Source organism: Alteromonas lipotrueiana (assembly GCF_019249245.1).
Classification (GTDB): domain Bacteria; phylum Pseudomonadota; class Gammaproteobacteria; order Enterobacterales; family Alteromonadaceae; genus Alteromonas; species Alteromonas lipotrueiana.
This window is the reverse complement of sequence record NZ_JAESDK010000019.1, coordinates 1-23,821: the sequence shown is the minus strand read 5'-3', so window position 1 is coordinate 23,821 and position 23,821 is coordinate 1. Positions and strand designations below refer to the sequence as shown.

At 46.9% G+C, this 23,821-nt stretch carries 17 protein-coding genes; 11 read left to right on the top strand and 6 right to left on the bottom strand.

Features of this window, described 5'->3' with window-relative positions:
- The first annotated feature begins 24 nt into the window (after nt 1-24).
- From JK130_RS12770 to JK130_RS12755, 4 genes are all read left to right on the top strand, one after another.
- Nucleotides 25-3,450: a hybrid sensor histidine kinase/response regulator gene (locus tag JK130_RS12770; RefSeq protein ID WP_218354713.1), complete on the top strand. Its 3,426-nt coding sequence runs from the start codon at nt 25-27 to the stop codon at nt 3,448-3,450.
- Between the two features lie 181 nt (nt 3,451-3,631).
- Entirely contained in the window at nt 3,632-4,537 is a 906-nt protein-coding gene (rimK, locus tag JK130_RS12765; protein WP_218354712.1) for a 30S ribosomal protein S6--L-glutamate ligase, read from the top strand.
- Nucleotides 4,538-4,542: 5 nt separating this feature from the next.
- Nucleotides 4,543-5,568 (top strand): succinylglutamate desuccinylase/aspartoacylase family protein, encoded by a 1,026-nt coding sequence (locus JK130_RS12760; protein WP_218354711.1) that lies wholly within the window; start codon nt 4,543-4,545, stop codon nt 5,566-5,568.
- Between the two features lie 6 nt (nt 5,569-5,574).
- Nucleotides 5,575-6,012 (top strand): ATP-dependent zinc protease family protein, encoded by a 438-nt coding sequence (locus JK130_RS12755; protein WP_218354710.1) that lies wholly within the window; start codon nt 5,575-5,577, stop codon nt 6,010-6,012.
- A gap of 5 nt (nt 6,013-6,017) precedes the next feature.
- Here the strand turns inward: JK130_RS12755 and JK130_RS12750 are convergent, their stop codons facing one another.
- Both JK130_RS12750 and acs read right to left on the bottom strand, forming a co-directional pair.
- The gene (locus JK130_RS12750; protein ID WP_218354709.1) at nt 6,018-6,668 is read right to left on the bottom strand and encodes a response regulator transcription factor; all 651 of its coding nucleotides are present in this window, start codon (nt 6,666-6,668) and stop codon (nt 6,018-6,020) included.
- Between the two features lie 10 nt (nt 6,669-6,678).
- The gene (acs, locus tag JK130_RS12745) at nt 6,679-8,625 is read right to left on the bottom strand and encodes an acetate--CoA ligase (protein WP_218354708.1); all 1,947 of its coding nucleotides are present in this window, start codon (nt 8,623-8,625) and stop codon (nt 6,679-6,681) included.
- 273 nt (nt 8,626-8,898) lie between these two features.
- On the opposite strand from acs, the gene JK130_RS12740 reads away from it, so the two are divergent.
- The gene (locus JK130_RS12740) at nt 8,899-10,062 is read left to right on the top strand and encodes a DcaP family trimeric outer membrane transporter (protein WP_218354707.1); all 1,164 of its coding nucleotides are present in this window, start codon (nt 8,899-8,901) and stop codon (nt 10,060-10,062) included.
- A gap of 62 nt (nt 10,063-10,124) precedes the next feature.
- On the opposite strand, the gene JK130_RS12735 is transcribed toward JK130_RS12740, so the two are convergent.
- The gene (locus tag JK130_RS12735) at nt 10,125-11,177 is read right to left on the bottom strand and encodes an aldo/keto reductase (protein ID WP_218354706.1); all 1,053 of its coding nucleotides are present in this window, start codon (nt 11,175-11,177) and stop codon (nt 10,125-10,127) included.
- A 219-nt stretch (nt 11,178-11,396) separates the two neighbouring features.
- Between JK130_RS12735 and JK130_RS12730 the strand changes: the two genes are divergently transcribed.
- The 6 genes from JK130_RS12730 to JK130_RS12705 all read left to right on the top strand — a co-directional run bounded on the left by JK130_RS12730 (nt 11,397) and on the right by JK130_RS12705 (nt 20,260).
- The gene (locus JK130_RS12730; protein ID WP_218354705.1) at nt 11,397-13,880 is read left to right on the top strand and encodes a S8 family peptidase; all 2,484 of its coding nucleotides are present in this window, start codon (nt 11,397-11,399) and stop codon (nt 13,878-13,880) included.
- A gap of 84 nt (nt 13,881-13,964) precedes the next feature.
- Nucleotides 13,965-14,807, top strand: coding sequence for a DUF6689 family protein (locus JK130_RS12725; protein WP_218354704.1), 843 nt, complete (start codon nt 13,965-13,967; stop codon nt 14,805-14,807).
- 11 nt (nt 14,808-14,818) lie between these two features.
- Nucleotides 14,819-15,652, top strand: a complete 834-nt coding sequence (locus JK130_RS12720; protein WP_218354703.1) for a GAF domain-containing protein — start codon at nt 14,819-14,821, stop codon at nt 15,650-15,652.
- A 156-nt stretch (nt 15,653-15,808) separates the two neighbouring features.
- Nucleotides 15,809-18,940 (top strand): protein kinase domain-containing protein, encoded by a 3,132-nt coding sequence (locus JK130_RS12715; protein WP_218354702.1) that lies wholly within the window; start codon nt 15,809-15,811, stop codon nt 18,938-18,940.
- Nucleotides 18,933-19,625 (top strand): sensor histidine kinase, encoded by a 693-nt coding sequence (locus JK130_RS12710; protein ID WP_218354780.1) that lies wholly within the window; start codon nt 18,933-18,935, stop codon nt 19,623-19,625. Before JK130_RS12715 ends, JK130_RS12710 begins: the two co-directional genes overlap by 8 nt.
- Nucleotides 19,622-20,260, top strand: coding sequence for a response regulator (locus tag JK130_RS12705; protein ID WP_218354701.1), 639 nt, complete (start codon nt 19,622-19,624; stop codon nt 20,258-20,260). The genes JK130_RS12710 and JK130_RS12705 overlap by 4 nt, the downstream gene beginning before the upstream one ends.
- A 35-nt stretch (nt 20,261-20,295) precedes the next feature.
- Here the strand turns inward: JK130_RS12705 and JK130_RS12700 are convergent, their stop codons facing one another.
- The 3 genes from JK130_RS12700 to JK130_RS12690 form a co-directional block, all read right to left on the bottom strand.
- Nucleotides 20,296-22,755, bottom strand: coding sequence for a S8 family serine peptidase (locus JK130_RS12700; RefSeq protein WP_218354700.1), 2,460 nt, complete (start codon nt 22,753-22,755; stop codon nt 20,296-20,298).
- Nucleotides 22,756-22,965: 210 nt separating this feature from the next.
- On the bottom strand, nt 22,966-23,469 hold the full coding sequence (locus tag JK130_RS12695) for a hypothetical protein (RefSeq protein WP_218354699.1): 504 nt from the start codon (nt 23,467-23,469) through the stop codon (nt 22,966-22,968).
- Nucleotides 23,470-23,740: 271 nt separating this feature from the next.
- The coding region (locus tag JK130_RS12690; RefSeq protein WP_218354539.1) for an EF-Tu C-terminal domain-related protein at nt 23,741-23,821 on the bottom strand (81 nt) is incomplete at its 5' end.

Here is a 23,821-nt window from a genome sequence, read left to right as displayed (position 1 = left end):
AGCAGGTAAAAGGATAACAATTAAATGACTGTGGGCTGGATTGCACTTGCATTATTTTATCTGGTGAGTTTGTTTTATATCGCTCGCTGGGGTGATAAGAATTCTGTAACCGCTCGATGGCTCACCTCGCATCCGGCCGTGTATTCGCTCGCATTAGCGATTTACTGCAGCGCCTGGACATTTTTTGGTTCAGTGGGTCAGGCAAGTCGCTTTTCGTGGACCTACCTACCAATACTTTTAGGCCCGATTCTTTTATATGTGTTCGGCTACCGGTTTATTTACAAAATGACCCTGGTCAGCAAAAAGCAGCATATCACCACTATCGCCGACTTTATTGCATCTCGTTACGGCAAACGCCAGCCCGTGGCTTTATTGGTGACTGTAATTGCACTGCTGGCCACCATTCCCTATATTGCGCTGCAATTAAAAGCGATTGGCGCCACTTTTCAGCTTCTTACCCAGCAAAGTGATACCCGGTTTATCATTGTGGTGGCAACCGTATTTATTGCCTTGTTCGCCATTTATTTTGGTACCCGACAAACCGATGTTACTGAGTATCGGCGCGGACTGATGCTGGCAATCTCCTTTGAATCGTCAATTAAATTACTGGCTCTGGTGTTAGTGGCAATAGTGGGATACACCACGTGGAATGAGCAGGGAGTTTCTGCAATTACCGAATTGTTTTTTACAAGTGAAGCGCTTTCTCAGCTAAGTTCCTCAAGTTTTCTGGCCGAAACTATCATGGCGGCAGCGGCTGTTATCTGTCTTCCGCGGCAGTTTCATGTGGCTATTGTAGATAATTTAAGCCTGAGCCATTTAAAAACAGCCCGCTGGCTGTTTCCGTTGTATCTGACAATCATCGCGTTGGTGATTCCTATTATTGCTATTGCAGGAAATCAGCTTTTTGCCGGTACCGGTGTTGAGCCAGATACTTATGTGTTGTCTATGGCGATGTATTCTGACTCGTTGCTGCTACAAATCATTGTGTTTGTTGGCGGTCTGTCTGCCGCTACCGCAATGATTATTGTAGCAACGCTTACGTTAAGTACCATGCTTACCAATGATGTTATTTTGCCACGCTTATTGTCCCGTTCTCAGCATAGCTCAGGCACGGGCGATTACAGCGCTCAGATTCGCTTGATACGTCGTATTGCAATAGGTGTTATCTTACTTTTGGCTTTTGTTTATCATCAACAGATGACCACCAGCCGCTCTCTGCACTCTATCGGCCTTATTGCTTTTTCTTTGGTCATGCAGTTGCTGCCCGCTATTTTAGGCGCACTGTACTGGAAGCGCGGTCATGCCTATGGGGTCTATGCCGGACTTGTTGCCGGACTTTTTTGCTGGACCGTATGGCTGGCTATGCCTCTTCTTAGCACTGCGCCCCGGGCCATGGCTTCAACCGACCTGCAAGGCCACGGCGCTCTTCTTAGTATGCTGGCAAATGCACTGGTCTATGTGCTGGTGAGTATAATGACATCGCCACGGCTCGTTGACCGGTTGCAGGCAGAAGCTTTTGTGGCACCGGCAGGAGCCTCGTTGCCCGGCCGTACCCGCCAAAACAGCAGCATGACTGTGGACGATCTTATCACCTTACTGTCGACATTTATGGGGCCCGGCCGTTGCGCCCAACTGTTAAATCACTATAAAAAAACCAGCCAACAACCTTTATCCCGCGACGCCCTACCCGATGACGACTTTATCGCATTTTGTGAAAGAGCCTTAGGTGGTGTTATCGGGGCTGCCAGTGCCAAGGTATTGATTGACAGTGTTATCCGCGGAAAAAAACTGGACTTAACCGAAGTGGTTAACTTTTTTGACGATACCACTCAGGCTATGCAATTCAATATGACCGCACTGTTGACCTCGTTAGAAAACATCGACCAGGGTATTAGTGTGATAGACAAGCATTTACACCTTGTCGCCTGGAACAAGCAATACGCTAACCTGTATCACTATCCCGAAAACTTTTTAAATGTCGGCACGCCTATCGAAAAATTGATTCGCTACAATGCCGAACAGGGAGAGTTTGGCCCAGGTGATGTCTCCGAACATATAGAAAAACGTCTACAACACCTGCGGGCGGGTACCGCATACCGCTTCATTCGGCAGCGACGCGATGCCAGAGTAATTGAAATGGTGGGTAACCCCTTGCCCGGGGGCGGGTTTGTTACCAGCTTTAACGATATTACGGGGCATATTGAAGTTCAACAAGCCTTGGAAGAGTCAAATATTGATCTTGAAGCACGTGTTAAAAAACGTACCGAAGAGGTCTACTCGATAAACGCAGAATTGCGCCTGGAAATAGAGCGAAGACGTGAAGCCGAACAAGAACTGATACAAGCCCGCAAAACTGCTGAAGACGCCAATGCCAGCAAGAGTCGGTTTTTGGCTTTGGCCAGCCATGATGTGTTGCAACCTTTAAACGCCGCAAAGCTTTATATCAGCGCACTGCACGACTCCGCGCTACCGGAGTCCAGCCGGCAAATCGTGAATCGGCTAAGTGACAGTGTGAGTTCAAGTGAGAATTTAATCGGCACGCTGTTAGACATCGCCCGCCTGGACCAGGGGGAAATGCGCCCATCTTTACAGCCTTTGTCGGTACCGGCGCAGCTTTCGCCCTTAATAGGCCAGATTCAGATGCGCGCAGCCGAAAAAAACCTGAAGCTTAACGTTGCCATTCGTGATTGTTGGGTAATGGCAGATAAAACCTACTTTTATCGGATTGTTCAAAACTTATTGTCTAATGCGGTCAAATATACTTCTTCGGGTAAGGTGCTCATTACCGCCCGTCCTTATCAGGGCTCAATCCAGATACGCGTATTTGATACCGGAGTAGGCATTAATCCTGCTCAACAGCAGCATATATTCAGTGATTTTTATCGAACCCAGGATAGTATTGAGCCTGGTGTAGGTCTTGGCCTTGCTATTGTTCGACGCTTTAGCATCGCAATGCACGGCACATGTAGCGTTCGATCGATTCCAGGTAAAGGAAGCTGCTTTACCTTACTGCTGCCTATCGCGCAGCCGGCTGCACAGCCCTCGCGCGCAGCGCCGGCGCGTATTGGTTCGTTTTCAGGGCTAAGAATATTGTGTGTTGATGATCAACAAGAAAATCTGAATGCGCTAAAAACCGTATTAGAGAAATGGGGCGTCGAAGTGACCACGGCGCAATACTGGGATGCGGCTTTAGAAGCAGCCCAGCGTGTTCGTCCTCAGGTTTTACTTATGGACTATCAATTAGACGAATTGCGTAATGGTTTGCAGCTTATTGAAGCCATTCGAAATACGTTAGATACGGTGGTTCCTGCTTCTCTTATCACGGCCAATCGTGATGAGACGCTGTTTCATTTAGCTTCTGAGCAAGGGGTTAAATATTTAAGTAAACCACTAAAGCCGGCGAAGTTACGGGCATTGTTGCAAAGCATGGTTCGGCACCGCCAGCTATAGTGAATGGTTTTGTTACTGAACGGCATTAACTAATTAATGCAAATAGATTTTTTTGTTCGTTGTCATAATAAATTTTGTATGTGCATTATTCATACGTCGTTTATGATAGCGTGGCTATTGACCGGCGCAGCAGCAATTAATGGTAGTCGTTGCGCATTTATATATAACAGGACGCTATTTCATGCGCATCGCTATTTTATCCCGTAATCCGCGCCTTTACTCTACCCGTCGCTTGCAAGAAGCTGCCAAAGCACATGGCCACGAGGTAGATATTATCGATACCATGCATTGTTACATGGATGTCACCAGTGCAAACCCTTCTGTACGTTACAAAGGTAAACGCCTGCCCCGCTACGATGCTGTCATTCCACGTATTGGAGCATCAGTCAGCTTTTATGGCACATCGGTGGTACGCCAGTTTGAAATGATGGGCACGTACAGTATTAACGAGTCAGTGGCAATCAGCCGTTCACGCGATAAGCTTCGTTCGTTACAGCTGTTGTCACGTAAAGGCATTGGAATGCCGCGTACCGGTTTTGCTCATCATCCTGATAAAATTGATGATTTGATTAAAAATGTGGGCGGTGCGCCGGTCGTTATCAAACTTCTTGAAGGCACGCAAGGAATAGGCGTGGTTCTGGCCGAGACACAAAAAGCCGCTGAGTCTATCATTGAGGCTTTCATGGGCCTGAACGCCAGTATTTTGGTGCAAGAATACATTAAAGAAGCCGGCGGCTCTGATATTCGCTGTTTTGTTGTTGGCGGTAAAGTGGTGGCAGCCATGAAACGTCAGGCAGCACCCGGAGAGTTTCGCTCTAACCTACACCGAGGCGGCTCGGCCAGCCTTACACGGCTGTCCCCGGACGAACGTAAGTGTGCAATAGATGCTGCGCGCACCATGGGACTAAACTGCTGTGGCGTTGATATTTTACGTGCTGCCAATGGCCCGGTGGTTATGGAAGTAAACTCGTCTCCGGGACTTGAAGGTATTGAGGCTGCAACCGGTAAGGATGTGGCGGGAATGGTCATTGAGTTTATCGAAAAAAATGCCGCTGCCCATAAAACTAAAACTCGTGGTAAAGGTTAACGCTTGTGAACGACTTTGTAATTGGTGGCAAATCTGTTGCTTTGGGCGAAACAACCCGTATAGAACTTGAAATGCCCCCTTTGTATACCGCAACTCATATGAGTATTCCGGTGTATGTAAAGCGCGGTAAACGCCCTGGTCCTACTTTATTTGTTTCTGCGGCAATTCATGGCGACGAATTAAACGGCATCGAAATTGTCGCACGCCTGATTCGTTCAAAATCTATTGAGCGCTTGCGTGGCACGCTGGTAGCAGTACCTATGGTAAATGTTTACGGTGTATTAAACCAGTCACGCTACCTGCCCGACCGTCGCGACTTAAATCGCAGCTTTCCGGGCAGTAAGAAAGGGTCTTTAGCCGGCCGACTGGCGAATTTGTTTTTTACCGAGGTAGTCTCTAAATGCGATGTGGGCATTGATTTGCACACCGGCGCAATTCACCGCAGTAATTTGCCGCAAATTCGGGCCAATCTTGATGATCCCGAAGTACTGGAAATGGCCAAAGCATTTGGTGTGCCGGTGCTATTGAATGCAAATATTCGCGATGGTTCATTGCGACAAGCAGCCAGCGAAGCTGGTATTAAAATGATGCTGTATGAAGCGGGTCAGGCTCTTCGTTATGACGAGTTTTCAATTCGAGCCGGAATGCGCGGAATTATCAGCACTATGCGTCATTTGGGTATGCTGAACAAACGCAAACATACCGGGCACGATATTGAACGTTTTATTGCACGCGAAAGCGGCTGGGTTCGCGCTCCTGAAAGTGGTTTTATTACACACAGAGCCCAGCTAGGCGATTTTGTAGAAAAAGGGGATAAACTGGCTGTAATTGCTGATCCGTTCGGCGATGTTCAAGCAGAAATTATCAGCCCTGCTGAAGGGGTCATTATTGGTAAACAAAATATCCCCCTTGCCCAGGAAGGCGAAGCGGTATATCACATTGCCTATTTTAGCAAAGCTGAATCGGTGGCAGAGCATGTGGAATTATTGCAAGATAACCTGGTTCTGGGTGAACCCCCTGTAGTGGAGTAGTTCCATATGACACAATCTGACTCTAAACAACTGGTAGGAGCGCTGGAAACCTGCGACCTACCCGCGCTGGCTATTGAAGCATTACATATACGAGTGGACACCGGTGCCACGACTTCGTCGTTGCATGTAGATAACTTAGAAGAATTTGAAGAAGACGATCAGCTCTGGGTGAGCTTTGACATACACCCTGATATTCATAATGTAAATCGGGTGATTCGACGAAAAGCTCCGGTGTTGGGGAAAAAACGGGTTAAAAGCTCCACTGCTACACGCGAGCGGCGATACGTGATACAAACTCCAATGGTGTTGGGCGGTGAGCGCTGGGACATACAGTTAACCCTGACCGACCGCTCTGAGATGACCTATTTAATGCTATTGGGCCGGGAGGCCATGGCGGGCCGGGTCATAGTAGACCCGGAACATGAATATCTTTTGAAAAAATAATCAGGTCAGGCCTTGGTAACCGGGGGCTCCAGCTCTAGTTGCGATGCGATTAACACCGCCTGAGTCCGGTTATTAATACCCAACTTTTTGAAAATGGCGGTGACATGCGCTTTCACCGTCGCTTCTGCTATTTCAAGATTGTAGCCGATTTGCTTATTAAGCAAGCCGTCTCGCATATAACACAACACTTTGTACTGCGATGGTGTCAGGCTTGAAACCTTATCAGCTAACGCAGCAAAGACTTCGTCTATTTGCTCAACCTCATGGCTAATTGCCTCGGGTAACCAAATATCGCCCGCCAGAATAGCATTTACCGCATCGCCTATATCTTGAGCACTGGCCGTTTTAGGAATAAACCCTGAAGCACCAGCACTTACAACTTTTGATATAAGACTGGCGTCTTCGGTGCCCGATACCACCGCCACCGGCAGTTCAGGAAACCGGTTGCGCACATGCAATAACCCGAACAGGTCGTGACTACCTGGCATATGTAAGTCAAGTAGCAACAGGTCGACGTCGTTTTTTTGCAGTTCTGCTACGGTGCTAATTAGGTCGCCTGCCTCAAGTAACTTAAGGTCAGGCATTGACACTGATAACGCCCCACGTAGCGCATCGCGATATAATGGGTGATCATCGGCGATGAGCAGCGTTACCATAGATACTCCGTTATTTGTTAAGCCTTTGCTCAATTAGTGTATCAACAACCGACGGGTCAGCCAATGTTGATGTATCGCCTAACTGGTCGTGCTCGTTAGCGGCAATCTTACGCAAGATTCGGCGCATGATTTTGCCTGAGCGAGTCTTGGGCAACCCCTGCGACCATTGAATCATATCGGGAGTAGCTATTGGACTTAGCTCGCTACGCACCCATTCACGTAGTTCTTTGGTAAGTGCCTCATCAGGTTCAACACCATCGTTAGGGGTTACATAGACATAAATGCCCTGCCCTTTGATATCATGTGGAAAACCCACCACCGCAGCTTCGGCCACTTTACTGTGGGCCACCATGGCGCTTTCTATCTCAGCGGTGCCTAACCGGTGTCCAGATACATTGAGTACATCGTCGACCCGGCCGGTGATCCAGAAGTAGCCGTCTTCGTCACGACGCGCGCCATCCCCGGTAAAATACACGCCTTCATAAGCGCTAAAATAGGTATTAATAAAGCGTTCGTGGTCCCCATAAACGGTTCTTGCCTGACCCGGCCAGCTGTCTTTGATGACCAGATTGCCTTCGGCTTCGCCCTGCATATCATTACCTTCAGGATCAAACAGCGCTGGCTGAATACCGAAAAACGGACGCGTAGCTGAACCAGGCTTCAAATTTGTGGCTCCGGGCAGCGGGGTTATCATATGTCCGCCAGTCTCGGTTTGCCACCACGTATCCATGATAGGACAGCGACTCTGGCCAATGACCCGGTAATACCACTCCCAGGCTTCCGGGTTTATCGGCTCGCCTACGGTGCCCAGAACTTTGAGTGAGGATAGATCGCAGCCTTCAGCGGGTTTATCACCATGTGCCATCAGCGCGCGAATGGCCGTAGGCGCTGTGTAAAAACTGTTTACTTTATATTTTTCAATAACCTGAGCTATACGCCGCACATCGGGATAGGTTGGAACCCCTTCAAAGAATACCTGTGATGCCCCATTTGCCAGCGGCCCGTATATCATGTAGCTGTGACCTGTCACCCAGCCCACATCGGCTGAACACCAGTAAATGTCATCAGGTTTGTAATCAAATACATATTTAAAGGTGAGCGCGCTATAAAGTAAGTAACCCCCGGTAGTGTGTACCACGCCTTTAGGGGTACCTGTTGAACCTGAGGTATACAAAATGAACAATGGATCTTCTGCGTTCATTGGTTCAGGTTCGCATTGGCCAGAACACTCCTCTACCAGTGAATCCCAGGCAATATCCAGATCATCATTCCAGGCGACGTCGCCGTGAGTAAGCTGATGCACAATAACGTTGGTTACTGACGGACACGCGTTATTGCTTACCGCCTTGTCGACGTTTTGCTTTAAGGGCACGCTGCGACCGCCGCGGCGGCCTTCATCACAGGTGATCACCACTTTTGCGCTACTGTCGTTGATACGATCGGCAATAGCATTGGGCGAAAAACCGCCGAAAATAACCGAATGTACGGCGCCGATTCGCGCGCAAGCCAGCATTGCATAGGCCGCCTGCGGCACCATTGGCATGTAGATAGCCACCCTGTCGCCTTTTTCTACACCTAGCTTTTTAAGACCATTAGCAAGCTTACACACCTCGTAATGAAGTTGCTGATAGCTGACTTCTTCGCTGTCCTGGGGATTATCACCCTCCCAGAACAGTGCGGTTTTTTTGCCATCGTTCGCCAAATGCCGATCAATACAGTTGTAGCTGGCATTTAATACTCCATCTTCAAACCATTTAATAGAAACTTCGTCTTTTGAAAATGTCGTATTCTGACTTTTTTGAGGATTTGTGTACCAGTCGAGAAAGTCAGCCTGCTCGGCCCAGAATGCAGAGGGGTCTTCTACGGATGCCTGGTACATCTGCTGATATTTTTCAGGTGTAATGTGCGTAGATTCTTTGATTTTTTCAGGAATAGAATACGTCTTGCCGGCCGTCATAGGAGCTCCTTGAGAAGTACAAATTAGATAACTTTATTAATACAGATACTTCAATGTAACGGTTAACGATTAAAGCAAAATGCGACTTTGGTCTTAACAAATTTCTAACACCCGCCTATTTTGGACAGATTTGAGCAAAACGGGATAATGAAGTTAAGACTTTGGTCTTATCAGGGTATAAGCTTGTTTAATATTTTCTTTGACTGATTCACTCTACACACATTCACATAATAGTTACACAGACTTTACTTATAATATAAAGACGAGAACGACATGACTCACACTTTGAAAAAAACCGCCGTCCTCTGTGCCCTTTCTTCTGTGGCATCTTTTGCTAGTGCACAAAATGTCGCCGACACCCAATTTCAGTTTTCAGGTTATATTAAAGCCGATGCCATAGTTAGCGATTACTCTGATGGTGCATTGCCTTCCGGAAGCGTCGGACGAGACTTCTACGTTCCTTCTTTAACGCCGGTGGGCGGATTTGATGAAGGTGCTCAGTTTGACGCGCATATTCGTCAATCTCGGTTTCGGATCACCACCAGCACACCTACGCAAGATGGCAACGAAATAAAAGGTGTTCTGGAACTGGACTTTATTGTGACCGGCGGCGGCGATGAGCGAGTAAGTAACTCATATACTCCCCGTATCCGTCACGCTTATATTGAGTATAAAGACTGGCTGATAGGTCAAACCTGGACCACGTTTATGGATGTTAAAACGTTACCCGAGTCTTTGGACTTTGTTGGCGTGCCAGATGGTGTAATATTTGGGCGTCAAACCATGGTTCGCTACTCAAAAGGGGGTCTTAAGATAGCATTGGAAAACCCCGAGTCTACCATCAGCACCGACAATGTGGGCTCTAAAGAAGTGGCGGACGATAACGCCTTACCCGACCTTACGGCTTCCTATTCAATAAACGACGACTGGGGTCACGTTAAAGTTGCCGGTCTGGTGCGTCAATTATCTTACGATAACGGTATAGACGTAGATGAAGATGAAGTCGGCTATGGCGTCGCATTGACGGGCAAGCTTAAGTTTGCAAATGGTGATGATGTACGTATGTCGTTTAATGCCGGCTCTGGGTTAGGTCGTTATATGGCGATTAATGCTGCCACTGGAGTGGCGGTCAATCCTGATAAAAACAATCAATTGGAAGCGATAGAGTCTTACGGTTACGCGATTTCTTATCGTCACCTGTGGAGTGACAAAGCCCGGACCTCTGTTATGTTTTCGGCATTAGAGGTTGACAACCCTGCGGCTTTAACCGGCCTTTTGGCGACCAAAAGTACCTATAGTACTCGTATAAATTATTTATACTCACCGGTGCCGGCCTTAACCTTCGGGGCCGAGTATGCGTTTGCAAAGCGTGAGATTGAAAGCGGTTCAGATGGGGATATGAACCGTGTGCAGTTTTCAGCTAAATACGCGTTTTGATAAAATCAGGTTAATTTGAAAGACGGTTCGAACCGTCTTTCTATAGTTAATAACAATAATTGCTAAAAACCCGCCGGGTATTGTTGTAATACTGATGCAATAGCCTGCGATGCTTCCTCAGACAGGGTTAGCTCAAAAGCCTGAAGGTTCTCTTGTAGTTGCTTTTGACTGGTAGCCCCGATAATTGTCGAAGTTACTCCAGGCACCTGCCGGCACCAGGCCAAAGCTAACTGCGCGGGTGTTATCGAAAATTGCTGAGCGATATCAACATACGCCTGTGTAGCCTGTTGAGCCATAGGTTTATCTCTGAACAAACCCTGACGTTGCGGGTAGGTCCAGCGAGAACCTTCAGGTCGCGCATTGTGCAGGTACTTTCCGGTAAGTATGCCTGTAGCCAGCGGCGACCAGGGCAAATAAGCAATGTCTTCAAGCGCGCACATTTCAATTAAATACGGCCAATCTTTTATATGCAATAGGCTAAATTCGTTTTGAATAGACACCGGCCGCGCAATGTTCATTTCATCACACAGTTTTAAGAACGTATGAATACCCCAGGGAGTGTCATCTGATAAGCCCCAGTGTCGAATTTTTCCGGTTTTCAGTGCGTTGTCCAGCCCCTGTAATATATCTCGCATACCCGCTATCTGTTGTTCGCGGTTGATATCGTGGGGGTTGGTCATGCCCGGCCAGTGCTTGCCAAAATGCGGAGTGATTCGGTTTGGCCAGTGTAACTGGTAAACATCTATATAATCTGTCTGTAAGCGCGCTAACGAACTTTCGATGGCCTGCTCTACGCTGGCCCCGGTTATATCCTGACCGTTGCGAATCCAGCTTACACCATTGCCCACAATCTTCGTCATTATGATTAGGTCGCCGCGCCTGGCCGTATTGCGGCCCAGCCAGTTACCTAGGTAACGCTCAGTATCAGCATACGTTTCTTCGTCGGGAGGTACGGGATACATTTCAGCGGTATCCAGAAAGTTGACACCTGCATCAATGGCCATCGCGATCTGGTTATCGGTATCTTGCTGTGAATTTTGAATCCCCCAGGTCATGGTACCCAGACAAACTTCGGAAACCTTAATATCACTTGCGCCTAATGGTAAAAACTTCATACATACTTCCTTTAAAAAATACGGTGGTTTCGGGTGGGCAAACCTATTGATGCAGTTATAGGTCACTTTTTGCGTGGCAAAACTTTTATTACTTCGGACAAATATAGGGTGATACCCCTATAGCCGGAATTCAGACAAAAAGCGCATATTGAACAGGTCAACAATTAAACAAGAAAATCTGCGCACGCTGTTTTTGCGCAAATGTCTTTGGAGTTCTACATGAAAAAGTTTGCCCTTTCTACCCTTACTGCCACCCTGCTAAGCATTCCGGCCAGTGCGGCGCTGGCCGATGCTTATATTGGTCAACAGCTAAACACTAAATTGTCTACGTTAGTAGAAGACCAGCAGATTATGGCAGTCGTTACCTTTGAACAAATGACCCCTCTGGCAGAATCTCAAATTCAGCAATTATTGAATTTGGGGATTACTGAAGGAGTTCAGTTTAAGTCTTTGCCTATCATTGGTGTGATGGCAACCCGCCAGCAAATTGAATCTATTGCGGAGCTCGATGGTATTCGGTCCGTTTTTGCAAACCGAAAAATGGAATTCTTTAATGCGGACGCGCGTCAGATTACCGGCGTAGCCGACCTGCAAACGCCACAGTTTGCACAGCGCAATGGCGTAAACTACACCGGCAAAGGTGTAACGGTTATGGTCAATGACTCCGGTGTGGATGCTTCGCATCAGGACCATTTTTTTGGTGATACTGTTGTAGAAAATGTCCAGGCGCTCACGCATGCCTCAGCGCTTAGTATAAGCGGCATGACCAGCGGTACTGTATTAACCGGACAAATCAATACCGATACAAACTCGGGCCACGGCACACACGTTGCCGGCACCATCGCAGGTAATGGTTCAATGTCCGGCGGTAAATATGTTGGCGCCGCACCTGATGCAGATATTATCGGGTATGGTTCAGGAGGTGGGTTATTTCTTCTTGATACTATTGGCGGTTTCGATTTTGCCATTAACAATCTTTATAACTACGACAATCCAATTAAGGTTATCAGTAACTCTTGGGGCTCTAGTGGTAAATATGAACCTAAAGGCCCGGTATCTTTAGCAACCTACAAAGCGCATAAATTAGGAATTTTAAGTGTGTTTGCAGCGGGTAATTCTGGTCCTGGCGAAGACTCGCACAACCCATACGCACAAATTCCCTGGGGTATTTCGGTCGGTGCCGGTGACAAATTCGGTAATTTGGCCGGCTTCTCGTCACGCGGTTTGCGTAGCGAGTCAGGCGATTTTACGATGCCCGATGGTTCGCAGTGGTCTTACAGTAATGAGGTCAGTATTGTGGCGCCAGGCGTAGACATTATCTCTACCCGCGCAGCCACCAACCTTGCTGCTAATGGCGGCGATGCCGATGTAGATGCCATAGAAACTCAAAACCTTCCTTTTTATACCATGATTTCAGGCACCTCAATGGCCACACCGCATGTTTCAGGTATTATTGCCCTGATGCTTGAAGCCAACCCTTCACTGGATAATTTAGCCATCAAAAACTTGCTTCAGGAATCGGCGACCAACATGCCCGGTTATGAACGCTGGGAAGTAGGTGCCGGTTATGTCAATGCACGCTCTGCGGTAGCAGCTGCACTTGATTACGATATGAAACACTCGGTTACGGTTAACAATTTGCCTGGCAAACAGTTTAAAGCGAATGCTTTGGTCAGCGCCAGCGACAATATTGAACAGATTGAATTATTTTACGCCCCCGTAGGCGAACCTGAAGTGAAAACCTTTACTGTAGGAAGTGAGGAAGTACTGGTAAAGGCTTCGGCCAGCACCTCGACTAATCTGACAAAGCTGGTATTGGTCGCACCCGATGGTACCGAATACTTTGGTAATCTTACTACGCCGGTACTTAATGAAACCATGCGCGTAGCCGCCCCTGCTCAACCGGGCACGTGGGGAATTTATGCCTATGGTTTAACCTCACTATCGGGTATTCAGGCTGACCCTCTGGGCGTAACAAATGGCCCTGGTGTACCCGAAACCTTTGACGTCACGGTTACGTTTGAACAAAGTGGCGGCTTCAATGGATTAGATGATATTGAAGGCCACCCCCAACAAGGAGTTATTGAGTTTGCAGTTAGCGAGCGTTTGATGGATGGCCTGACCGACAATAAGTTTTTCCCTGAAGCCAGCCTTAAACGAAAAGACTTTGCCCGCTATGCGGTAATGGGCGGTGCGGTCAGACAATATCGCGATCTATTAAACGAAGCCACGCCGTCATTGGGAAATTTACCGGGCTTTGACAAAGCTTTTATCGAGTCGGTATCGGTGGCAGGAGGTGCGCTTAAAGACAATTTGCGCACGCAGGCTCCCATTATGCCGGCAAAAAATGGTAAAGCAGACCCGTTTGGAAAAATGGATAAAATCGACATGGCCTATGCTTTAGTCCAGATGTTAGGGTTAGAAGAGCTTGCCACCAGCTTTGATACAAATCAGGATATCGTGGTGAACTACAAGGGCGAAGATATTGTTTTGGCCGATCAAGACAGCATTGATGACAATATGAAAGGCTATGTCCAGCTGGCCATCACATTATCTTTAGTCAATGTTGAGTTTGGTATCGAGCAATCTGCGTTTTCAGTAGAGCCCACCCTAACCGCTCGCTTTGACGGCAAAGACACGATAACCCGCGCGCATTATGCTCTACTTGCCACGCGCTTCTTCAGTCAATACCTGAGAAATTAAGCTACACTATGTCAGGTGTCATTATAATTTGATAATGACACCTTTTTCGTATAGTTTTTATACAAGACTTTATGAGGTTGAAAGATGATGAAGATAAAAAGCGTTATTCGACATTTTTGGGCACTGACTGCATTAGTCTCAATGTCTTTGGTCAATGCTCAGGCACAAGCAGCATTACCCCACACTGTGTCATTTGCTAATAATCAGGTAAAAGCAAACTTTACTCTGGGGAATACATACGACCTGGCCCTCTCATTAGAATTTGAACAGGTGGTAGGCTTACATCCGAATAACCTGGATATTACCGCCGAAGTTTTGCTGCCTACCGATCCACGTGTCACCTCCCGGTTACCCTCAACCTTGGTAGAAGGTGTCACAGGCTTTCCTGTGCTGGTATCTGTAAGTCCCAAAACAGACAAAGGCTTTGCTTTTGAAGGGCTGGCTAGCATCGAATTTTATACCAAAGCCATACACTTTGACCCAACCATACCATGGCGTTTATTTACGTCTCACGACGGTGCAACTTTTGAAGATATCACTACTTTAACGAGTACTGGAAGCTATCGCGCCCGCGGCAGCACTGGCCGTTTTTCTGACTTTATCATCTTACTTGACCAGCGCGATTCAGATACCATTATTGATACTAAGTTTGCCAAGTTGAATACCACGGTTCAGGATAATCGTTTGGCAATGTCAGCATCGCTTACCAATGCTATCGATCCTCTTATGTTAACGTTGGAGACTGCTTTAGTAACCCTAGACACCAACACCGCACTTTCAGCCACCGACACACTGATCAATTTGTTAAGTAATGCTTCAGGTAACAATATTGATGACGTATGGCGTTCAAGCGGTGATATTGTTAACGCCAAAGGCGATATTTTGTCGCGCCTTTACACATTGCGCTATAGCTTGCGTACGCTTTAAGGAGTAACGCAATGCCCTTACAAGTTGCGTTCACTCAGCCTGACGGTTCGGTATTTGAGCATCTTCTTTATGAGGGACGTCCATATCATATAGGTCGTTCTGGCGATGCAGACATTATTATTGATCATCCTCAGGTGTCGCGGCTTCATGCCCGTTTAAATGCAGAAAACGATGCCAGCTGGGCCCTAAACGATACCAGTTCGTCTGGCTGCTTTGTCCAGGGTGCGGCGGTTTCTAATCTGACTATCAAGCAGTCCCGAACAATTTTACTGGGCCCTGTAGCATGTCGGTTCACCCCACTTCAAAACCTGGATGTGGTTCGACTTGACAGTAAAAAAGTTTGGCAGGATAAACAACTGTTTCGTCATACAATACAGTTTCAGCAGTGTGCTGATACTCAGGCTTTATTAGCTTTAGCACAGCAATGTCTTCAGCAGTCGCTAGGCTGCGAACGCGCGGCGGTAGTCCTGGTTAACAAAGATAATAGTCACCATCAACCCTTAGGCTTTTTACCGTGGATGCAGGAAGAGGGTTTTACCGGTAGCCGCACGTTTATCAACCAATGTCTGGCACAGCGCGAAGTACTGGCGATCGGAAGTCTGGCGGGCGACGCACAAATGGCTTCTCAGCATAGTGTTATAAGGCACCAGATTAAGGCCGCTTTAGCTGTGCCGTTGCACGTTGAGAATAGCCTGATTGGTGTATTGTATGCGGACTCATTAGAACAGCGGGGTTATTTTTCGCAAACTGATGTCGCCTTTGCGCGAAAATTGGCTAACCTTTTGTCTTTGCGGCTGATATATCACAATATTGAACATGAAATTTCCCAGCTTGCTAATGTTTAGTCTGCTGGTACACTTTTGGCGTCGAGCCTAAACTTAAGAAAAGCAAAGGTCGATTTACAGCGGCGTAGTCGACGGAAAAGACTAGAAGCTTAGTTATCGCACGCATTTATCAGCACAGGAGGGCTGCTGAATAAATACAGGTAATGAGGTAGATATGTGAGCGGGCCTTTTGCTTTACCGTCCACACCCAATACATCAGACACTGAACAGCTACATTCAGATACGACTCTTGCCTGCCAATCAATGCTGGCAGACCGCTTTCGTATTCTTTCACCGCTAGGTAATGGCGCGCAGGCAACGGTCTACCGTGCTCATGATGAGCTTCTGAACATCGAAGTAGCTATAAAGTTACTTATCGGCGCCGCCGCTAATCCCCATCAAATGCAAACTTTGCGCAACGAAGTACTTGTTGCCCGTAAAATTCAGCACAGTAATATTATTCGGGTACACGATGTATTTGCTGATGGCGAAAATGCTTTTTTCACTATGCAGTTGGTCTCGGGCCTGCCCTTAAACGAAAGGCTTTTGCGCTCTACCCGTCCACAGCAATACGAACAATGGCGCCTGGATTTGTTAGAAGCGGTACTGGCGTGTCAGACAGCTGGAATTCATCATGGTGACATAAAACCAGACAATATTTTGATTACTGACGAAGACCGGCTGATGCTCATTGATTTTGGGATAGGCCATACGGTGGATACGCATCATCAAACCAGCGGAAACCGACAATACGCGGCACCAGAGGTGATTGACAGTGGCATATCGACGCTACAGTCAGATACTTATAGCGCTGGTGTCGTGCTGCACGAAGTCTTGACAACGGTAACCCCAAAACGCCGTTCGTTTTTTTATTATTTGTGGCTATTGCGAGCGCGCCGATACAATTCGCAGTTAATGCATAAGCACCCTGAACGTCGACCTAAGCTAAGCCAGGTTTTAGAAAACATAAAACCTGGCTCAGGGAAAGCGAGTGTTTATGTTGGCATCGGTGCAGCCGTAATAGCACTGGTGGCAATAATTACACTTTTTGTAGAGTCTGAATATAATAATGCTCCGCCTGCTCTGCCCGATAAAACTCTGCAAATAACTCTGCTACACGACAACCAGTACCCCTTACTAAAAACAATGACAACCCTGTTGCGTTATCCCATGTCATTGCATCCCGATTTGGCGTTAATTTCGGCCCACAGCACACAGCAGCTTCAGCAAAACCTTGCGTTACAACCATTAACAGATAAACAGGACAGAATTAACTTAGCCTCTAATTTAGCCGCAGATATCGTTATCACGTTAGAGCTTACCCCCGCAAATACCGGCCGCTATTTATTGCATGCTAATGTATTGCAGATGCCCGCGGACGAGGTCATTTTCACCCTTACTCAGGAAGTTGCTTCAGACCAGTTATCACAGTACCTGGAAGAATTTTCAAAACAGCTGATTGATACTCTTTTTAAAAAACTGTCGACACCGGTGAAATTACCAGACCTATCGTATTTAGCCGCACTGGACAATATCGACACTTCTCTACAGACCGCCGATAACAGCGCCCCTTTGCAATTGCTTGAAGAACGCGCCCCGGACTACCCAGGCACCTGGCTCGCTATCGCCGAACAGGCTTTCAACAATAATAATATCGCCAAAAGCAGGCAAGCGTTAGAAACGCTAGGGCGTTTTCCAGATTTGCACGTGTACTGGAAACTTCAGGGCCGGTTGTTACAAGCTAAACTTGACAACGACTTACCCCTGGCGCAACAAAGTATTAATGCTTTGATTGAGTCATTTCCCAATCGTCCAAACTTGTTGGCGATACGGGCAGACATCCATCATTGGGCTAATAATTTAAGCGCCGCTGAAAGTGATTACCGGCAAGCGCTTACTTTGCAGCCCCAAAACGGTCACTTACTGTTTGAGCTGGCCCGCTTACAAATAATACAGGGTGAAATTTCAACGGCATTAGATCAAACGCTAACCAAAGCTTTGGTTGCCTTTCGGCGGGCCAAAGATCATCAGGGCGAAAGTCTGGTATTAAACGCCTTTGGAATTGCGCACCTGCGGCTGGCCGAATATGAATCGGCTCAACGGTATTTTGAAGATGCTTTAGCACTGAGAAATGCCAAAACCTATCCCGAAGAACGGGCAAAAACACTGGCAAATCTCGCTATTGCTGCCTCTATTCAGGGAGGTTTTGAACTAGCCGAACAAAGTCTTCAGGAAGCCCTGACGCTAGTAGAGGCTCAACAAAACCAGACCGAGCAGGCACATATTTTAGATACTTTGGGCTTTTTGTATGAAGAACAGGGGCAATATCCCAATGCTTTAAGATACTACAAGCAGGGACTGGATTTACGGGTGCGAATGCCAGATACCCAGCGTCAGGCTGAAAGTATGAGCAATGTTGCCTATATGCACTTTTTGATAGGTGACATTGCATTAGCTGAAATTTACTGGCAGCAAGCGTTAACGCTTTTTACCCGCAACAACGATCAAAATCACAGACTCAGAACCCAACAAAATTTGATCCATTTGCGCCTTGTAAAAGGCGACAATACGGTAGCTACAAGACAGTTAGGCATGCTAACCAATCAAATTACCGATGAGTTGGGTCAGGAGCGCCTTTACCAGCATTTGTTACTTAGCTATCTTCATTTTGCCAAAGGTGATTTAAATAATGCCCACGAGCATACTTTGGCAGCTCAGCAACTTGCTGATGATAAAGATGACTCTAAAGCCCTGGTAGAAAGTCAGCTGTGGATGGCTGAAATTTGCTTAAAAACAGCTGATTGGGTATGTCTGAATGCCGAACTGGACCGGCTTAAGCCATCAATAACGCAAGCAAACGTTGAGCAACGTCAGGTGTATAACTGGCTAAATTTAGCACGCTCACATCATTTGGAAAAAAAGGTAAGCCAGACTCATCCCACCTATCAGCAACTGGTTAATACCACCAATATGCCCACACATATCGAGTTGAAAATACTTCTGGATATGCAAGAACGCTTTTCGTTACCTATCGACAGCCTTGCCATGCAAAAGGCAAATAAGTTACAACGGCCTGTTTTTTACCAGACCCATCTGCAGTGGTTGTATTTACACGCGATTATGGGTGATGAGACCAGCCAAAGCCGGCTTGAGCAACAACTTGCGGTTCATCCTGGTTATTGGAGAAACCATCTTTATTATCAGGCTGTGCCGGGAAGCGAGCTTCAACAGCAGCAGTTGCTGTCAGACTGGTTTGGGCAGATGTCAGAAGAGCATATCCAACGTTACCAAGAGACCTATCTTGAATAATTCGTATGAGCAGCAATTAGAATCGATACGCGCATTACAGCTGTCGTTAAAAAAACGTTTAGATGGTGAACAGGCTTCGCTTACCGGTCTTGCCAAACGACTTTGGGCGCAACAAGAAGCTGAAAAGGCGCGATTGTCCCGCGAGCTTCACGACGGTGTAGGTCAGTTACTTACCGGCCTTACCCGCCGTTTGGATGATTTAGCTGCCACGGACCCAGGGCTATCTGAGCTGTACAGTATTGCCGAAATGGCACTGGCAGATGTTCGACAATTATCACGTTTAATGAGTCCAACAATTTTAGATGACCTTGGACTTAAACCCGCATTAAAGTGGCTATGTAGAAGTTTATTGGAGCATGAAGATATTGAATATCATTGCGCTATCGATTTTCCGCTGCAACTAGATAAAGAGATTAATGTGTTATTGTTCCGAATTGCTCAGGAGTCTCTTACAAATAGCGTGAAACATGCGCAAGCGAGCCTTATTAAGCTAATGCTGACCGGACATCATAACGTGGTCCGCTTAGAGATTGTAGATAATGGCAAAGGTTTTGATAAAGCCCTGATTACACCCGGTATAGGTTTAGCCAGCATCGCGGATAGAGTAAAAGCGTTTGATGCGACGTTAACCTTAGAAAGCGCGCCCGGTAAGGGCACAAGAACCATTGTTACGGTACCTTTATGACAAACAATACAACCACAAAAATAATTATTGCAGATGACCATGCTCTGATGCGCCAGGGTATTGCAACGATGTTACGGGCTGAAGAACACTTTGAGATTGTGGGTGAGTGCGCTGACGGGCTTGAGCTGGTAGACGTTGTATTGCATCAGCCCGCCGATGTTATCTTGATGGATATTTCAATGCCCCGAATGAGTGGTTTGGTGGCCATCGATAAAATTCTTACCCAGCGTAGCAATGCAAAAATTTTAGTATTGTCTATGCATAATGAAATTGAATATGTGGAAGCCATGCAAGCGGCGGGAGCGAAAGGCTACATTTTAAAAGAGTCTTCTCAGGAAACCTTGGTCGCCGCAATTAAAACAGTAGCCGGCGGGCGCACATGTTTTCCTCAAAAGCAGCCATCGGCAGATCCTGCGGCCGAGACCCATATTAACCCTTTAAGTGTATTGACCCGTCGCGAGCGCGAGGTTTTCTTTTTGGTGGCAGCTGGCAATACCAGTAAGCAAATAGGCGAGCTTCTATCGATGAGCTTGAAGACGGCTGAAAATCATCGCAGCAATATTTATAAAAAGCTTAATTTAAAAAGTTCAGCTGAGTTAGTAAGAATGGCCGGCAAAGCCGGCCTGTTAGAGTAGGTAAATTAAAAGCTACAATTAAGCTTTTAATAGGGTTACTGGTTGAGCTGATGAAACTGGGTAACAATAAATGCAGCTTCTGCGCGAGTTACCGTGTTATCAGGGTTGAAGTAAGCTTTAAGTGTGGGCTCCAGATCAAACTGCCCCTGCGAAACTTCAACTTCTACCTGAATCAACCCAGCAGCGACCGCCTGCTGCACATAGCCACGTAGATGCGGAGCTACCTGATCAGTATCTTCAACCTCAACCGCTTCACCAAAGACCACCGCGACAATTTTATCATCAGGGTTAAATCCTTTAGCTTGCGACTGTAATCCTAATGCCTGCACCATCGAATAGGCCATTGCTTCACGCGACACCGAATCTTTAGACCCGAAAACCTGTGAACCTTCAACCTGAATAAGAGCATCATTGCTTTGAGTTAAATCGCTGAGTACCGAGCCTTGAGTTGTCGCTGAATTTACTGCCGCTGCAAAGCGCGAGTTAACATCAAAAAAGTTACTGCTGTTACCCGCCAATGACTGGCGTACATTAGCACTAAGTGACAATGTGTCTGCTAAATCTTTCATTTTAAACGAAGCATCGGGTTTAAAGCCTTTGTTCTTCGCATCCATTAAGTTGTGGCTCACCACGTATTCAACAAACGCACGCGCCGGATGATTTTCGGTGTCATCTATACCGGTATAGCCCGAGGTTTCCAACAGACGTATATTCACATCGTTAGAGCCAGGTACACCAATACCATTGGTCACACCTAATGGGTCCAGCGACACACCGCTAAGGCTTCCTACCCCACGACTGTAAAGTTTCCAGGTACCTGCCATACCCGGCGCCGCTGTACCTACTGATGAACCCAAAACTGGCAGGCCTATGCCGCTACCGTAACGATTGCCGGCCGGATCTTCCAGTACAAACGCAGTAGCAGTTTCAATAGACGCACTGGCAACGACCATTGACACATTGTCACCGACATTGAAGGTCTCGGTGGGTGATTCACCTGCCGGTAGGTAAGTGGTTGTCAGAGTAAAGCTGTCGCCTTCACTAACATTAGCAAAAGCGTTGAAGTTTCGGTTTAGCTTCACTGTATCGCCGTAAACCTCGACACCGTTAACAACCGCATTAACTGCGGCGTGGGCGTTCACATAGCCAGCACCGACTTCCCACTCCTGCATTCCGGCCATAGGCGTAGCGGTTTGTTGCAAGATGTGCTTAACGTCCCGCCATTGTAAAGAATTGTCTGCCTCAAGCATTAAAGCCACGACACCTGAAATATGTGGTGCAGCCATAGAGGTACCGCTTGATACAGTATAAAAAGGCAGGTGTTGTGGTTCAATCATTTCAGCATCGTTTGAAGCGCTCAAGCCACCCAAACTTGAGGTGGAAGCGCGAGCCGATATTACGTCAACGCCAGGCGCGGTGATAGATGGCTGGTCTTTCCAATGGTATACCTCGCCATCGACTACAACCTCACCGCCTTTGCCGTCTACGCCCCGGGAACTGAAATCAGCCAGCTTACCCTTTTTGTTTCCGGCGGCGACAGTCACTACCCACGGCGCCTTTTTAAAGTTACCCGTGATGGTAGATTCTCCCGGTCCTGAATTACCAGCTGAGAAAACGGTAATAATGCCTCGGTCTGCTAAAGCCTTGGTGGCAATATTTGTCGGATCATCTGGATTAAACTCTGTACCAACATCACCGGTGTTACCGAACGAGTTTGAGATAACCCGAATGTTATAGTCATATTGATGCGTTAAGGCATAGTCAAAACCACCTAACGTATCTAATATAAACAGCCCGGCTCCCGAACCGTACCCAATTATATCAGCACCCGGAGCTACACCGGCGTGCAGGCCACTGCTTTTCGCGCCATTACCACCTACTGTACCCGCCACATGGGTCCCGTGGCCACCGCCAATATCGGTATTGGCTACATCTTCCTGGTAGGTAATGGGTAACAGGTCTGAAAAGCTGGCAAGATTGAGCTGCGCCATGACATTTTGCACAACGTGATCATCAAAAGCCAGGTCTGAATGGGTACCATCAACTCCAGAGTCGTTCACCACGACACCTACGCCGCGTCCTGAAAATGGAATACCCTGATTACGTAGATTTTTGTCCGCCCGTAACGACTGGACTCCCGTTATTTGAGTGGATTCGTGATTTTCAAGAATTAGTTTATCGTTATTCCATACCGAGACAACATCGTCTCGCTGATACAATGCTTCAACCTGGTCCCTGGTGGCAAGTACACCTACAATAGGCAATGACCGCATACTTACTCCGGTATCAATGCCTAAGGCTTTAATCGCGTTTAACTGTTCAGGGGTAGCGGCGCTGTTACCCTCGAAAGTAACAATAACCTGTTGAAGTTCTAGCGGTGCGGCGTCTAACGCATCTGCTAGTGTGTTATCAAATGTTTTTGCGAAAGCGTTACTCGCAGGAAGAGACAAAGCTACCGCAGCAGCTATTAGGGTGTGTTTAGTAGAAAAAGTCATAATAAACCTCAGTCGTGATTACCCTATGAGTATTTCGCACTTAAGTGGCGGGCTCTATGGGGAGTTCCCCCTATTAATAACTTTTTATTAACAGGTTCGAATTAAGTGGAAGCGGTAGGTTTATGGAAGATGAAAGAATTTTGAGCCAAAGAAAAAAGCGCATCCATGCGCTGCAAGTGACGTTTAAAACGGAAGCGTCGAAAGTATAATTTAGCGACGACGCCAAACTAATAGTGCTAACGGAGACAACAATATCGCGGTCCATGGAGCTGTGATATCGGCACTTATCTGGCTTTTTTGTAAACCAAACAGCGAATTAGCACAGAATTGATGTTGTTCTGTAAATAGACAAGTATCTTCACCTATAGCCGCGGCGCCGCTATGCAAAGAATAATCTTGTGAAAACGCGAAAGAAAAGCCTTCATCATCCTCATCCCCAAACACTAAATCATCCAAATCGACGATATTTATCTGACTCAAATCCTCAGGACCTAAGTCAAACTGACTGTCATTAATGGTGACCAGAAAAATGAGTTCACTCCAGTTATTAAAGTCAATTATTGGTGCTGAATCGTAGCGAACACTGCCTTTTACATAAGCGAAATCGCCGCTTTCGCTCTGTAATTCGAGCTCATTGAAGGAATATTCTATAAAATCTGCCTGACTACTAAAGGTAGCCATAAGTGTGAATAACAAGGTAGCCAAGAATCTCATTGCGTCTTACCTGGAACGATTTACCTTATTTTTGCACTATTAATTTATGGCACGCTATAGGTAGATCCCCCTACATTGCGGGTCTCTGGATGGTATTAAATTCGATAGGATAAAGCGGGAAATAAGCGTAGGCAGATCTGGAAATAAAACGAAAAACTAATCAAGCTAGTAAAGTCGAGAGCAAACATTATCGCAAGCGACGTAGTATGAACACAGGCAATAAAAAAGGCCGCTTACGCGACCTTTTTTGGATACCTAATGGTGTTTCAGATTAATCCATAATCTTAGAAACAACACCAGCACCTACAGTACGACCACCTTCACGGATTGCAAAGCGCAGACCTTCGTCCAT

What these genes read in the sequence shown, in the direction of transcription:
- JK130_RS12750 (WP_218354709.1), bottom strand. Translation starts at nt 6,668, where the DNA reads ATGGTAACGCTGCTCATCGCCGATGATCACCCATTATATCGCGATGCG.
- JK130_RS12700 (WP_218354700.1), bottom strand. Translation starts at nt 22,755, where the DNA reads ATGACTTTTTCTACTAAACACACCCTAATAGCTGCTGCGGTAGCTTTG.
- acs (WP_218354708.1), bottom strand. Translation starts at nt 8,625, where the DNA reads ATGACGGCCGGCAAGACGTATTCTATTCCTGAAAAAATCAAAGAATCT.
- JK130_RS12735 (WP_218354706.1), bottom strand. Translation starts at nt 11,177, where the DNA reads ATGAAGTTTTTACCATTAGGCGCAAGTGATATTAAGGTTTCCGAAGTT.
- JK130_RS12770 (WP_218354713.1), top strand. Translation starts at nt 25, where the DNA reads ATGACTGTGGGCTGGATTGCACTTGCATTATTTTATCTGGTGAGTTTG.
- JK130_RS12695 (WP_218354699.1), bottom strand. Translation starts at nt 23,469, where the DNA reads ATGAGATTCTTGGCTACCTTGTTATTCACACTTATGGCTACCTTTAGT.
- rimK (WP_218354712.1), top strand. Translation starts at nt 3,632, where the DNA reads ATGCGCATCGCTATTTTATCCCGTAATCCGCGCCTTTACTCTACCCGT.
- JK130_RS12725 (WP_218354704.1), top strand. Translation starts at nt 13,965, where the DNA reads ATGATGAAGATAAAAAGCGTTATTCGACATTTTTGGGCACTGACTGCA.
- JK130_RS12755 (WP_218354710.1), top strand. Translation starts at nt 5,575, where the DNA reads ATGACACAATCTGACTCTAAACAACTGGTAGGAGCGCTGGAAACCTGC.
- JK130_RS12720 (WP_218354703.1), top strand. Translation starts at nt 14,819, where the DNA reads ATGCCCTTACAAGTTGCGTTCACTCAGCCTGACGGTTCGGTATTTGAG.
- JK130_RS12705 (WP_218354701.1), top strand. Translation starts at nt 19,622, where the DNA reads ATGACAAACAATACAACCACAAAAATAATTATTGCAGATGACCATGCT.
- JK130_RS12730 (WP_218354705.1), top strand. Translation starts at nt 11,397, where the DNA reads ATGAAAAAGTTTGCCCTTTCTACCCTTACTGCCACCCTGCTAAGCATT.
- JK130_RS12740 (WP_218354707.1), top strand. Translation starts at nt 8,899, where the DNA reads ATGACTCACACTTTGAAAAAAACCGCCGTCCTCTGTGCCCTTTCTTCT.